The organism is Rhizobium mongolense subsp. loessense (assembly GCF_900099775.1).
Lineage (GTDB): Bacteria > Pseudomonadota > Alphaproteobacteria > Rhizobiales > Rhizobiaceae > Rhizobium > Rhizobium loessense.
Map to the genome: position 1 here is coordinate 255,086 of NZ_FMTM01000008.1, position 13,582 is coordinate 268,667.

At 61.9% G+C, this 13,582-nt stretch carries 13 protein-coding genes; 2 read left to right on the plus strand and 11 right to left on the minus strand.

The annotated features are described in order from the left end of the window. Positions 1 to 173: 173 nt before the first annotated feature. The gene (gene trmFO, locus BLP23_RS24125) at positions 174 to 1,607 is read left to right on the plus strand and encodes a methylenetetrahydrofolate--tRNA-(uracil(54)-C(5))-methyltransferase (FADH(2)-oxidizing) TrmFO (protein WP_092587272.1); all 1,434 of its coding nucleotides are present in this window, start codon (positions 174 to 176) and stop codon (positions 1,605 to 1,607) included. Between the two features lie 3 nt (positions 1,608 to 1,610). Here trmFO and BLP23_RS24130 read toward each other — a convergent pair whose 3' ends face one another. The 5 genes from BLP23_RS24130 to yajC all read right to left on the minus strand — a co-directional run bounded on the left by BLP23_RS24130 (position 1,611) and on the right by yajC (position 6,321). Next, the gene (locus BLP23_RS24130) at positions 1,611 to 2,081 is read right to left on the minus strand and encodes a hypothetical protein (protein ID WP_092587273.1); all 471 of its coding nucleotides are present in this window, start codon (positions 2,079 to 2,081) and stop codon (positions 1,611 to 1,613) included. 73 nt (positions 2,082 to 2,154) lie between these two features. Next, a complete protein-coding gene (locus BLP23_RS24135; RefSeq protein WP_092587274.1) occupies positions 2,155 to 3,006 on the minus strand; it encodes a phytoene/squalene synthase family protein in 852 nt (283 codons plus the stop codon). A 2-nt stretch (positions 3,007 to 3,008) separates the two neighbouring features. Next, positions 3,009 to 3,395 carry an Mth938-like domain-containing protein gene (locus BLP23_RS24140; RefSeq protein WP_092587275.1) on the minus strand — a complete coding sequence of 129 codons (387 nt, stop codon included), beginning with the start codon at positions 3,393 to 3,395 and terminating at the stop codon, positions 3,009 to 3,011. Positions 3,396 to 3,398: 3 nt separating this feature from the next. Continuing rightward, complete coding sequence (gene secDF / locus BLP23_RS24145) at positions 3,399 to 5,930, minus strand: protein translocase subunit SecDF (RefSeq protein ID WP_092587276.1); 2,532 nt, start codon at positions 5,928 to 5,930, stop codon at positions 3,399 to 3,401. A 43-nt stretch (positions 5,931 to 5,973) separates the two neighbouring features. Beyond that, a complete protein-coding gene (yajC, locus tag BLP23_RS24150; protein ID WP_022715367.1) occupies positions 5,974 to 6,321 on the minus strand; it encodes a preprotein translocase subunit YajC in 348 nt (115 codons plus the stop codon). Positions 6,322 to 6,532: 211 nt separating this feature from the next. Between yajC and BLP23_RS24155 the strand changes: the two genes are divergently transcribed. Further along, entirely contained in the window at positions 6,533 to 7,405 is an 873-nt protein-coding gene (locus tag BLP23_RS24155) for an ATP-binding protein (protein WP_092587277.1), read from the plus strand. 76 nt (positions 7,406 to 7,481) lie between these two features. Here the strand turns inward: BLP23_RS24155 and BLP23_RS24160 are convergent, their stop codons facing one another. The 6 genes from BLP23_RS24160 to tatB all read right to left on the minus strand — a co-directional run bounded on the left by BLP23_RS24160 (position 7,482) and on the right by tatB (position 13,557). After that, the gene (locus BLP23_RS24160) at positions 7,482 to 9,092 is read right to left on the minus strand and encodes a LysM peptidoglycan-binding domain-containing M23 family metallopeptidase (protein ID WP_092587278.1); all 1,611 of its coding nucleotides are present in this window, start codon (positions 9,090 to 9,092) and stop codon (positions 7,482 to 7,484) included. A 171-nt stretch (positions 9,093 to 9,263) separates the two neighbouring features. Further along, on the minus strand, positions 9,264 to 9,917 hold the full coding sequence (locus tag BLP23_RS24165; protein ID WP_092587279.1) for a protein-L-isoaspartate(D-aspartate) O-methyltransferase: 654 nt from the start codon (positions 9,915 to 9,917) through the stop codon (positions 9,264 to 9,266). 6 nt (positions 9,918 to 9,923) lie between these two features. Next, a complete protein-coding gene (surE, locus tag BLP23_RS24170; protein ID WP_092587280.1) occupies positions 9,924 to 10,691 on the minus strand; it encodes a 5'/3'-nucleotidase SurE in 768 nt (255 codons plus the stop codon). A gap of 4 nt (positions 10,692 to 10,695) precedes the next feature. Then, complete coding sequence (serS, locus tag BLP23_RS24175) at positions 10,696 to 11,979, minus strand: serine--tRNA ligase (RefSeq protein WP_092587281.1); 1,284 nt, start codon at positions 11,977 to 11,979, stop codon at positions 10,696 to 10,698. Positions 11,980 to 12,079: 100 nt separating this feature from the next. Next, on the minus strand, positions 12,080 to 12,907 hold the full coding sequence (tatC, locus tag BLP23_RS24180) for a twin-arginine translocase subunit TatC (protein ID WP_092587282.1): 828 nt from the start codon (positions 12,905 to 12,907) through the stop codon (positions 12,080 to 12,082). After that, complete coding sequence (gene tatB, locus BLP23_RS24185; RefSeq protein WP_092587283.1) at positions 12,904 to 13,557, minus strand: Sec-independent protein translocase protein TatB; 654 nt, start codon at positions 13,555 to 13,557, stop codon at positions 12,904 to 12,906. The genes tatC and tatB overlap by 4 nt, the downstream gene beginning before the upstream one ends. Between the last annotated feature and the right edge of the window lie 25 nt (positions 13,558 to 13,582).

Here is a 13,582-nt window from a genome sequence, read left to right on the forward strand (position 1 = left end):
AATGCACGCCAAGGAGTAAGCGCAGGGCAATTCCTCGACGACTGCGACATGCGATCCCCTGGAGCACTCGCCAGCAACACTTTTGGGACCGGCATCTTGTGGCATTTGCCGCTCAGTTCGGCTTTTTCACGCCGGGAGTTCCCTGTTCGCGCCGGGCGTGATATCAGCCGCGCATGAACAAGACCTCTTCCTATTCCCCCATCCACGTCGTCGGCGGCGGGCTCGCCGGCTCGGAGGCCGCATGGCAGATTGCCAATGCCGGCGTGCCGGTCATCCTGCACGAAATGCGTGGCGTGCGCGGCACAGATGCGCATAAGACCGACGGCCTTGCGGAGCTCGTCTGCTCCAATTCCTTCCGCTCCGACGACGCGACGAGCAATGCCGTCGGCGTAATCCATGCCGAAATGCGCATGGCAGGCTCGCTTATCATGGCCTGCGCCGACAAGCATCAGGTTCCAGCGGGCGGGGCGCTCGCGGTCGATCGCGAGGCCTTTTCCGACGCAGTGACGAAGATAATCAACGACCATCCGCTCGTCAGCGTCGTTCGCGAGGAAGTGACCGGGCTCCCGCCGAAGGAGTGGGATCTGGCGATCGTCGCCACCGGACCGCTGACAGCGCCGTCACTGGCTGCGGCAATCCAGGAAGAAACGGGTGCGGACGCGCTTGCGTTCTTCGATGCGATTGCACCGATCGTCTATCGCGACAGCATCGACATGGATATCTGCTGGTATCAGTCGCGCTACGACAAGGTCGGTCCCGGCGGCACCGGCAAGGACTATATCAACTGCCCGATGGACGAGGAGCAGTATAATGCCTTCGTCGACGCGCTGATCGCTGGCGACACCGTCGGCTTCAAGGAGTGGGAAGGCACGCCCTATTTCGACGGCTGCCTGCCGATCGAAGTGATGGCCGAGCGCGGTCGCGAGACGCTTCGCCACGGTCCGATGAAGCCGATGGGGCTGACCAACGCGCATAATCCATCGGTCAAAGCCTACGCCGTCGTGCAGCTTCGTCAGGACAATGCGCTTGGTACGCTCTACAACATGGTCGGTTTCCAGACGAAACTGAAATACGGCGCGCAGGCGGAAATCTTCCGGATGATCCCGGGCCTGCAGAACGCCGAATTCGCCCGCCTCGGCGGCCTGCATCGCAACACCTATATCAATTCGCCGACGCTGCTCGATCCATCGCTGACCTTGAAGTCGCGGCCAGGGCTGCGGTTTGCCGGCCAGATCACCGGCTGCGAGGGTTATGTCGAAAGCGCCAGCGTCGGGCTGATGGCCGGGCGTTTCGCCGCCGCCGAACGCAAGGGCGAAGCGGTTTTGCTGCCGCCGGCGACCACGGCTTTGGGTTCGCTGCTTGGCCATATCACCGGCGGGCATCTCGTTACCGACGAGGAACCGGGCAAGCGCTCCTTCCAGCCGATGAACATCAATTTCGGTCTGTTTCCGGACCTGCAGCCGGGCTCGATCGTCAAACCGGAGGGCGTCAAGCGCTTCCGTGGCAAGGACAAGACTATCCTGAAGCGGCAGCTGATCGCCAAGCGCGCACTTGCCGATTGCGCCACATGGCTCGGCCAGAGCGCGCCCCTTGCAGTGAGCGCCTGAGTGTTACCGATTGTTGGCTGCCGGCCCTTCGGCCGGCGGCAGCGCAAGGTCTGCGTCGGCGACGTAATTGCCGAGCAGCCATAGCGAAACTTCGGCTGCCTCCTTGGCGGAAGCGAATTCGAAAACGCCGTTGTGATGCGGGTGATCGAGGAAATCGATGACCAGGCCCCTTCCCGTTTCCGAACTAACGACGCGCACCCTGCCCGGCTCCAGCACATGGCAGGAGAAGTGGCGGTGCATATTGCGCATGAAACCCGCCTTGTTGTCGTGCAGTCGTACGAAAACCACCTGTCCGTCGGCCGTCGCCTGAAGCTGGCGGATCGCCTCGTGCGGGAAGGCACGATTGAATTCCAGGATCGCGAGACCAGTATCGTGAAGGCCCTCCTCATCCTTGTACTGTGCGGCCATGCGGGTCGCGACGAAGGCCAGGAAGACCACAAGGGCAAAAATGACGGACCAGACGATCATGCTCAACGCCGTTTTCTCCGATTCAGGCTTAGCGGTTGTCCGCTTATAGTGCGTGAGCCTTGCGCGAGTTTGAACAGATTCAGATTTTCCTGCGCATCAGCGCCAGCGTCATGCCGAGCTGGCGGCGCCATTGCGGCTGTTGCAGCGATTGATCAAAGAGTGCAGCACCAGCCTTCTGCGCCTTCATCAGCATTGGCTCGGCAAGCGTCACCGGCAGGAAGGCTGGAAAAATGGCGGGCGGGAGCACGACCGCACGGGCCTTTGCGAGATGATCGCGGCCAAGACCGACGAAGGCTTCGATAGCAGCGGAAATGCGCACCTTGTCCTTGCCCGCCAGGAAGCTCTCGCGGTCGAGGCCGGTGGCGCTGAGAATTTCGAGCGGAATATAGAGCTGGCCCCGATGGCGGTGCAGCGGCATCAGCAGCAGCATGCCGGCAATAGCCTGTGCGACGCCCGCATGGCCCGCGGCCTCCGCGGATTTTGCCGCCTCGTCCGCCGACAAGACGAGGCTTGCGAGCTGGATCAGCGCGGAGGCCGTCTCTCCGGCATAGCCTTCGAGTGAGGTGCGCGTTTCCATCGGATCGTCGTAGAGATCGAAGATGCGCGCATCGATCATGTCGATGAGCGTCTGGCGCGGCAGGCGGTGGGTTTCGATCGCGCTTAGCAAGGATGCGGCAACAGGATTTGCCTCGGTCGAGCCGTGCGCGCTGCCCTCCAGCAGATCGCGCCAGTATTGCATGCGCACCTCGCCGGGCAGCGGCTCATGCACGAGATCGCGGATGCGGGCGAGTTCGGCATTGAAGGCGTAAAGGGCGGCGAGTGCGCCGCGCTTGTCCTGCGGAGACAAAAGGCAGGCGAGATAGCGATCGCGGTCGCTGTCGCGCAGCATCGCCAGGCAGATCTCCTGGTTGCTCATCGGTTTGTCCGCCATTGTCAGACCGCGATCAGGGACGCCGCGACGGCGCGCGATTCTGCGAGCATGATGTTGAAGGTGCGCACGGCAGCACCCGTGCTCATCGGGTCGGAAGAAATGCCGCGGGCCTTCAGGGCATTCTTCAGCTCCAGCGGCAAGCGGCGAAGCTCGGTGCCTGTCCCGACGAGCAGAACCTCGATGTCATCTGCCTCATCCAGCACTTTCTGGAAACTCTCGACGGAGAGCCCCTTCGACATATCCATGTCCCAGCCGTAGATGCCTGATGGAAGGCAGAGGATGGAGCCGCGATGGGACATATCGGCAAAGCGGAAGCCGCCATTTCCGTACGTGTCGACGGGAGCGCGGCCGGGGAAATGGGCCTCGCGGATTTCGATGCCTTTAGCCATGGCTTACACTGTGGCCTTTCCGGATTTTTCATCGGTGGCCCCATCCTCTTTCTCGTCGAAGGTCTTCGGGCGAAGCCTGAAGAGGATCAGTACCGGTGCTGCAATATAAATGGAGGAGAAGGTTCCGACGGCAACGCCGAAAAGCATGACCAGCGCGAAGGAGCGGATGACCTCGCCGCCGAAGAGGTAGAGCGCGAGCAGCGCAAGCAGCGTCGTGGCCGACGTCATTATGGTGCGCGACAGCGTCTGGTTGATCGAGGCATCGATCAGGATCGGCAGCGGCATCCTCCTGAAGTGCTTCAGGTTTTCCCGCATGCGGTCGTAAACGACGACGGTGTCGTTCAGCGAATAGCCGACGATCACAAGCAATGCGGCGATGCTCGTCAGATTGAATTCGATCCCGGTGACGACGAAGGAACCGAGCGTCAGGATGACGTCGTGCAGCGTCGCGATGATGGCACCGATGGCGAACTGCCACTCGAAGCGGAACCAGATATAGACGAGGATCGCCGCAAGCGAAGCAAGAACGCCCAGCGTCGCTGTCTTCGTCAGCTCGCCGGAAACGGCGGGGCCGACGACTTCGACGCGGCGGAAATCATACTGGTCCGCAAGCTCGCTGCGCACGAGGGTAATTGCCGACTGCTCGGCATTTTCGCCGCCGCCCTGCGCTTCAATGCGGATAATGGCGTTTGCGGCATCGCGCAGGCGCCTGGCCTGGATATCGCCTATATTCAGTTGGCTCAGCCGCGACCGGATATCCTCGAGATCGGCCGGTCCCTGCTTGGATCTCACTTCGATGACGGAGCCGCCTGTGAAATCGATGCCGAGATTCATGCCAATCGTCGTTACTGCCAACATGGAAACCAGCGAAAGGGCCGCAAGCGCGGTGAAGCTGTAGCGGCGAATGCCCATGAAGCGGATGTTCGTGCCGTCGAAGATAGCAGTGTGGACGCTCTTCGGCAGATGCTTGAGGCGGCGGTGGCGCACCCAGGCAACGACCAGCGGGCGCGTGAAGAGGAAGGCAGTGAATGCCGTCGTTAGAATGCCGATCGCAAGCGTGACCGCAAAGCCGCGTATGGCATCGCTTCCGAGGTAAAAGAGGATCGCTGCCGCAATCAAGGTCGTGATATTGGCATCGACGACGGTCATAAAGGCCCTGGAATAGCCTACGCCGATCGCCTGATCGAGATGCGTGCCCCCTTTGAGCTCCTCGCGGATACGTTCGTAGATCAGCACGGTGGCATCGACCGCAATGCCGATCGTCAGCACCATGCCTGCAACACCCGGCAAGGTCAGCGGCGCTCCCGACAGACTGAGAACCGCAAGGATCATCATGATGTTGACCACAAGCGCAGCGCCGGCAATCACACCGAGGATACCATAGAACGCCACCATCAGGCCGATCACGAGAACGGCGCCAACAAGCCCTGCGACGAAGCCGGAAAGGATGGATCCGGCGCCGAGACCGGGATCGATCGTCCGCTCCTCGACAATCGTCAGCGTTACGGGAAGCGCGCCTGAGCGCAAGATTGCGGCGAGGTCCTCCGTCTCCTCCTGCGAATAGTTGAGCTGTATCTCGCCCCTATTGCCGGTAACCGGCTCGCGGATATCAGGCGCGGCAATGACCTGATCGTCCAAAAGGATCGCGAAGGACCGCCCCACGTTGTTCTGCGTCAGCTCGGCAAATCGCCTGGCACTCTCGGGATTAAAGTGAAAGGTCAGGATGGAACTGTCTTCGTCGTTGCCAGGCTCGACCTGGAAATCGCTCAGATCGGCCGACGACAGCACTTCCGTTCGCTCTACAAGATAGGCGTCCGGCGGGTCGTCCTGCGAATAGACGATCCGCGAGCGCGCCGGCACGGTGCTGCTCATCGCATCCTGCGGCGACATGCTGCTATCGATCAGGTGGAAGGAGAGCCGGCCATCCTGGCTCAAAAGATCCTTGAACCGCTGCGGGTCGGCGAGGCCTGGCACCTGAACGGACAATCGATCCGGCCCGCGGGTTACGATGACAGGATCGATGCCGCCCGCCTCGACGGCACGGCGGCCAACGATATCGACCGATTGTGTGAGCGCCGCCGACAGGCTTCGGCCGATCGCCTTGCCGGTGATTTGCAGCGTCAGTTGGCCGTCATTGCCTTTCGAGAGCGTGACGTCGGGATCCGGGGCTCCGGTTGCCGCAGCTGTCAGCGGCGTCAAAACGCTGACAGCCCGATCGATCTGGTTCGGATCGGTGATGCGGACCTGAATGGTCTGCCCATTGCCGGCGAGGCCCGTATAGCGAATTTTCGCTTCGCGCAGCCTGCCGCGCACGCTCGCAACGGTGTTTTCGAGCTGCTTCCTGAGGATATCGGAGCGCTCCGCCTTCAGCACGATATGCGAGCCGCCCTGAAGATCGAGGCCGAGGGCCACCCGCTTGTGCGGCATCCAGCCCGGCAGCGAGACGTCCGTGAAGAGATTTGGGGCGGCGCCGAGCGCCGCCACAAAGACAATGAGCCAGATCAGAACTGTTTTCCAACGGGAAAGATGGAGCATTTCAGTCTCGACGCCTCTGATCCGGCTGATCTGCCTGCCGGAATTACGCGGCGTCTGCCTTTACGGGCTCGCCCTTCACGCGAACGTCGGCGATACCGCTACGGACCACGCGAACGCGCACGCCCTCAGCGATTTCGACTTCCAATTCCTTGTCGTCGACGACCTTCGTTACCTTGCCGACGAGGCCACCAGCCGTGACGACCTGGTCGCCGCGGCGGATCGCGCTCAGGGTTTCTGCACGCTTCTTGGCCTGGGCGCGCTGCGGACGGATCAGCAGGAAGTACCAGACGACCATCAGCGGCACGAACAGGATGATCATTTCGAATCCGGAGCCGAAAGGCGACGCAGCGGCATCCGGTGCGGCCTGGGCAAATGCCGGGGTGATGAACATTGATAAGCTCCTCAACTACGGGCGGCGTATATCCGCCTCTCTTTTTCGGGTGGCCGGACTATAGTTGCGGCAAGAACGAATGCAACAAAAACAGCCTGCGGGCGTACCGATTCCCCTGTCTCATAACCTTTCCGCTGTGGAAAGGCCATGCTACTGCGCGTCGAAAAACTCGGGCGCGGATGCCGCGGCAGGAAATTCAGGAGGACATGTAATGGCCGAAGAATTGAACAGCGTCATTTTGCAGGAGCTGAGGCGGCTTGCCAATGCGGTCGAGCGGCTGGCCGGTCCAGCGCCCGGCGTCAACGACTGGAATGCCGCCGACTGTTTCGTCTGGTCGCCTGCCCGCACGCATCTGCAGCCCGTCGCGCGGCCGAACCGTGTTGCCTTGAAGCTCATCCGCGGCGTCGACCATGTGCGTGACATCCTGCACGAAAACACGGTGCGCTTTGCCGAGGGATTTGCCGCCAACAACGTGCTGCTCTGGGGCGCGCGCGGCATGGGCAAGTCGTCGCTGGTCAAAGCCGTGCATGAGGACGTGCGGAGGGAAAGCGGCGTCTCGCTGAAGCTTGTAGAAGTGCATCGCGAGGACATTGCGAGCCTCCCGACCCTGCTTGATATCCTGAAGCAGGTGCCGCATCGCGTTATCGTTTTCTGCGACGACCTTTCCTTCGACCACGACGATACCGCCTACAAGTCGCTCAAGGCAGCGCTTGATGGCGGCATCGAAGGCCGGCCGGACAACGTGCTTTTCTACGCTACCTCCAACCGTCGCCACCTTTTGCCGCGGCATATGATGGAGAACGAGCAGTCGACCGCGATCAATCCATCCGAGGCCGTCGAAGAAAAGGTATCGCTTTCCGACCGTTTCGGCCTTTGGCTCGGCTTTCACAAATGCAGCCAAGAAGACTATCTCACGATGATCGACGGCTATGCCGAGCATTTCAAGCTGACGCTCGATCGCGAAAAGATGCATGCGGAAGCGCTGGAATGGGCGACCACGCGCGGTGCGCGCTCCGGCCGCGTCGCATGGCAGTATATCCAGGATCTCGCAGGTCGCATGCGCGTCACGCTCGCCCGCGACTGAGCCGATCTACGGCTGTTGCAAAACGACAAAAGCCCGGCGGTCAGCCGGGCTTTTGCACTTCCCCGAGACGCTTTACCTATTCGAGGAAGGTGATCGGATTGACCGGCGAGGCGTCCTTGCGGACTTCGAAGTGGACCTGCGGTTGCTTGACGCTGCCGCTCATGCCGGAGACGGCAACGGTCTGGCCGCGTTGGATCTTCTGGCCACGGGCGACGCTCAGCGTGTCGGCATTGCCGTAGACGGTCACCGTGCCGTCGTCGTGGCGGATGAGGACGGTGTTGCCGAGCTCCTTCAAACCGTTACCGGCATAGATGACCACGCCGTTTTCGGCGGCCTTGATCGGCGTGCCCTGCGGCACCGAGATGTCGATACCGTCGTTGCGGCTGCCATTGACGTTCGCGCCGTAAGCGGCGATGACGGCGCCGCGCACCGGCCAGCGATATTTGCCGATGCCGGTCGATTCCGGGGCTGCGGAGGCGACATCGGACTTCTTCTCGACTTCGTCGACGGTCTGCGTTGCGACCGGCGCCTGGTAGGAGGCCGGCTGAGCAGACGCCGTTTCAACTGCGGCCGGAGCAGCAGCCTTCGGCTCGGCCTTGGCCGGGATGGACGCGGTCTTCGTCTGATCGGCGGAACTAGAGCCGTTCGGGATCGTCAGCGTCTGGCCGATGCGGATCGAGCTTGCCGAAAGGTTGTTCGCAGCCTTGAGATCATCGATCTTCGTGCCGGTCGCCTTGGCAATCTTGGCGAGGGAATCGCCTGGCTTGACCGTGTAAGTGCCGCCACCTGCATTCGGGTCCTTTCCGGCACCGGCCGCAATCTTGCCCGCGGCAGCATCCGCGCCTGCCTGCGACTTGTCGCGAGCCGCGTTTGCGCCCGGCAACACCGCGAGATTCTGATCCGGCGTCTTCGACGGCTGCGGAAGCTTACCGGTCTTGGAAAGATCGGCGGCCTGCGCGGCAGCCTTGGCAGCATTCCTGCCGCCGTTGAAGGTCGGGATGAGGATCGTTTCGCCGGGCTTGACGGCAGCGGCCGATTTCATGTTGTTGACGCGAAGGATTTCCTTTTCGGGAACGCCGTAGCGGTTGGCGAGCGTCGCCAGATTTTCACCCGGACGCACCAGGACGGTAGGCGCGTTGGCCGCGGACCATCCGGAGACCTTCGGCGTCGTGCCTGTCGTCATCGGATCGGGCGCAGCCAGCTTCGGAGCAGCCTGCATCTGGCGGGGAGCTTGCGAGCTGGAAGGCGCTGCCGGGAACGGCTGGGCCATGGCGATCTGCTTTTGGCGCGACGGCGCTGGGGATGCGCCCGTCGGGGCGGCAAGTTCGGTGCGCTGGACAGAAACTGGAGCAGACGCAAGGCGCGCGCTGGAGCTTGTCGTTCCGGTCGTCGCCGGATAGGGCTGATTCGCCGGATAAGGCTGATTCAGTGCGTCATTGCCGGCATTGTATGAGGGTTGCGCCATTCCGGACTGAAGATCGGCGCTCGGGACCGGATCGCCCTGTGAGCCATTCATGTTCCGCCTCGGAACAGAACCGGTCGTCATCTGATCCTGGCCCGACCCGGCAAAGAGACCGCCGAAGCGGGTCACATCCGAACTGCAGCCCGTTGCGGTGCTTGCCAGCAAGGCGATAAACAAGAGATTGCCGGCCGGCTTTCCGAACATTGGCGAAACGCTAAAACGCATGACTCGACCCACTCATAACTCAACCATTCGTGGGTATATTAAAGCGCGTTAGTGTTACCACCCGGTTAAAGCGCTGGAATCAGTGCGATTTTTTTGAGGAATTGATAACCATAGTTTTGCGGGTGAGAAATCATAGCCGCCTGACACACTCGAAATGCTCGCCAAAGCGCCTCAGAGCTGGGAAGCCAATCTCGGCACGATGGGCAAATAGGGTACGTCGAAAAGCTCTTCGCGCTCGAAGCGGCTGCCGGTCTTCGTCAAGCGGACCATGCGGCACTGGTCCTCGGAGATCATCAGCGGCGCGATCATCGAACCGCCGGAGACGAGCTGGTCCGCATAAAAGCGCGGCATGGAATTGAAGGCAGCCGTCACCAGGATGCGGTCGAAAGTCCCCTCGCCCTGCAGTCCGTTGCTGCCATCGGCCTGCCGGACGACGATGTTGCGAAGGCCTAGCTGGTCCATGCGCCGCTGCGCATTGGCAGTCAGCGTCTTGTAGCGGTCGATCGTCAGCACGCGCTCGGCGATGCGGCCGATGACAGCTGCGGTGAAGCCACTGCCGGTCCCCACTTCGAGCACACGCTGACCGGGCTTGACCTTCAGAAGACGCAGGATGCGGACGGCAAGATCGACGCCTTCCAGGAACGAACCGCACTCGATCGGGATCGTCCGCGTGGAATAGGCGTCGTCGGAAAATTGCGGCGGCACGAAAAGCGAGCGCGGCGTCTGCTCGACGGCAGTCAGGAGATCGATGTCTGAGATACCCTCCGCCCGCAGCCTCAAGACGAGTGCTGCAAAACCTTCCTTCTCCACCAGCCGTGCCGTCAAAACGTCCTACTCCGTACCCGAAAGTGCCCGCGCCACGCGGTCCTTCACGGAATAATCGGTCAGATCCAGTTTCAAAGGCGTTACCGAAATCTTATTATGCTTCAGCGCGTGAATATCCGTGCCCGTTGCAAAGGCGCCGGCACGCTCGCCGAACTTCAGCCAATAATAGGGCAAGCCGCGGCCGTCGGAGCGTGCATCGACCTGCAGGTTGAAGGCGAGCTTGCCCTGGGCTGTGACTTCGGCACCTTGCACATCCTCCGGACGGCAGTTCGGGAAGTTGAGGTTGAGGAAAGTGCCTTCCGGCAGGTCGACCGTCATCAGCCTGTCGAGCAGCGCCGGCGCATGCGCCTCGGCGACCTCCCACGGCACGATGCGCGCCCCGTCGGAATAGCTGTAGGCCTGGCTCAGCGCAAAGGAGCGCACGCCCTGCATCGTGCCTTCGATCGCGCCGGCGATGGTGCCCGAATAGGTGACATCGTCGGCAACATTCGAGCCTGAATTGACGCCCGAAAGCACGAGGTCAGGCTTGACGTCCATCACCTGCTTGATACCCATGATGACGCAATCGGTCGGCGTGCCGCGCAGCGCGAAATGCTTGTCGGCCACCTGACGCAGACGAAGCGGCTCGGAAAGGCTTAGCGAATGAGCAAGGCCGCTCTGATCCGTTTCCGGCGCGACGATCCAGACATCGTCGGAAAGGGTGCGCGCAATCCGCTCGAGTGCCGCGAGACCTTCGGCATGGATGCCGTCGTCATTGGTGAGCAGAATGCGCATCGCTTCAGGCCGCCCGTTCGATTTTCGTCAAGCCGCCCATATAGGGCAGCAGCGCGTCGGGGATAGCCACCGAGCCGTCCTCGTTCAGGTAGTTTTCGAGCACTGCGATCAGGCATCGGCCGACGGCGGTGCCGGAGCCGTTCAGCGTATGAACGAACTTCGTGCTCTTGTCATCCTTGCCGCGATAGCGCGCATTCATGCGCCGCGCCTGGAAATCGCCGCAGACCGAGCAGGACGAGATTTCGCGATAGGCGTTCTGCCCAGGCAGCCAGACCTCGATATCGTAGGTCTTGCGCGAGCCGAAGCCCATGTCGCCGGTGCACAGCGTCATCGTGCGGAAATGCAGGCCGAGGCGCTTCAGCACCTCTTCGGCGCAGGCCGTCATGCGTTCATGCTCGGCGATCGAGCTCTCGGCATCGGTGATCGACACGAGTTCGCACTTCCAGAACTGGTGCTGGCGCAGCATGCCGCGCGTATCGCGCCCTGCCGAACCTGCCTCAGAACGGAAGGACGGGGTCAGCGCGGTGAAGCGGAGCGGCAGCTTTTCCTGATCGAGAATCTCTCCCGAGACAAGATTGGTCAGCGTTACTTCAGCCGTCGGGATCAGCCAGCGGCCGTCCGTCGTCCTGAAGAGGTCTTCCGCGAACTTCGGAAGCTGTGCAGTGCCAAACACGGCCTCATCGCGCACCATCAGCGGTGAACTGACTTCGCTATAGCCATGTTCCGTCGTGTGAAGGTCGATCATGAACTGGCCGAGCGCCCGCTCGAGCCTCGCAAGCGGTCCCGTCAGCACCGTGAAGCGCGAACCGGAAAGCTTGGCGGCACGTTCGAAATCCATGTAGCCGAGGGCTTCGCCGATTTCGAAATGTTCCTTCGGCGGGTGGTTCCAGCGCGGCTTTTCGCCGACCGTGCGAGCGATGACGTTGTCGTGCTCATCCTTGCCGACCGGTACGTCGTCGAGCGGCACGTTCGCAATGCGCGCCAGCGCGTCGTTGAGCTCGCTCGTCAGCTGGCGGTCTTCCTCTTCGGCCGCCGGCAGCGAAACCTTCATCTCGGCGACTTCGGCCTTCAGCCTTTCGGCAAGTTCGCTGTTCTTCTGCGCCATCGCCGCGCCGATCTCCTTGGAGGCGGCGTTGCGGCGGGACTGCAGGTCCTGCACCTTCTGGACGGCGGAGCGGCGCTTCTCATCGAGAGCTATGAGGCTTTGGGCCAAGGGCTCCGCACCGCGCTTGGCCAGTGCTTCATCGAGCGCCTCGGGATTCTCACGGATCCATTTGATATCGAGCATTGTCGTTCCGGTTCGTTACGAAGGACATGACCCGGCCAAAGCCTGACCGGGCCTCGACCGGATGGTTTGCATGCGTTCAGGAGGGAATTTCGGAGAACGCTCAGACGCTGTCCGTCTTGACAACGTCTGCAGACCCGTCCGCCTCTTCGACCGCCTGCCGGGAACGCTGGCGCTCCACGAGTCGCGCAGCGTAGATGGCAATCTCGTAGAGAAGGATCGTCGGCAGTGCAAGGCCGATCTGGGACATCGGATCGGGCGGCGTCAGCACGGCAGCGACGACAAAGGCGAGCACGATCGCAAACTTGCGCTTCTCGGCAAGCCATTGCGAGGTGAGCAGGCCGACGCGCGCAAGCAGCGTCGTGACGACCGGAAGCTGGAACACGAGACCGAAGGAGAAGACGAGCGTCATGATGAGGCTCAGATATTCCGAAACCTTCGGCAGCAGCGAGATCGCGACATCGCCCTCTCCCGGCGCCTGCTGCATGGTCAAGAAGAACCACATGACCATCGGCGTGAAGAAGAAATAGACGAGTGCGCCTCCAAGCAGAAACAGGACCGGCGATGCGATCAGGAACGGCAGGAAGGCCGCACGCTCGTTCTTGTAGAGGCCAGGGGCGACGAACTTGTAGATTTGCGCGGCAATGATTGGGAAGGCGATCACAAGGCCGCCGAACATCGCGACCTTCACCTGCGTGAAGAAGAATTCCTGCGGAGCCGTATAGATGAGTTGCGCCTTCGTGACATCGAGGCCGGCCCAGTTGACTGCCCATTTGTAAGGGTAAACCAGGGCGTTGAAGAGATGCTTGGCGAAGATGAAGCAGACGATAAAGGCGACGAAGAACGCGCCGATTGCCCAGATCAGCCGCGTGCGCAGCTCCATCAGGTGCTCGATCAACGGCTGCGGCTTGTCTTCGATATCACCGCTCATGCCTCGTCCTTCTTCTTGGTCGCCGTCTTCTTTAGAGCGGCTGCAGTCTTCTTTGCCGGAGCAGGCTTTGCTGGCGCAGCCTTTGTTGCTGCGGCTGGTTGTGTCGCGGCGGCGGCGGTCTTTGCAGCAGCCGCTCGCTTCGGCTTTGCAGCGGGAGCAGCCTCGGTTGCAGCCGCAGGCAGCGCTTTTTCGGCGCCAGCGCGCGGCTTGCGCACGGCCTTCGGCTTTTCGGCGACGACCGGTGCCGGCGCAGCTTCCGGAGCCGGCGCGACGACAGGCGGCGTTTCCGGCAGGCTCATCGAGGGCGCCGGCACGGTAACCGGCGGCGCTTCGGTCTTGTTTTCGACCGCCGTTGCCTTCTGCAGGTCAGCCTTGATGTCGTTGCCCATCTGGCGAAGCGGGTTCATCGCCTCGCGCAGGCTGTTTGCCGGATTAAGTCGCTGCGCATCGCTGATCGTCTGGCGCACGTCATCGAGATCCGCCTCCCGCAATGCCTCGTCGAACTGGGCGCGGAATTCACCGGCGACCTTCCGTGCACGCTGCGTCATCTTGCCGAAAGCGCGCAGCATCGGCGGCAGATCCTTCGGACCGACGACGACGATCAACACGACCGCGATGACAAGCAGCTCGGTCCAGCCAATATCGAACATTCAAGGCTCCTGGAGGGGAAGCGGG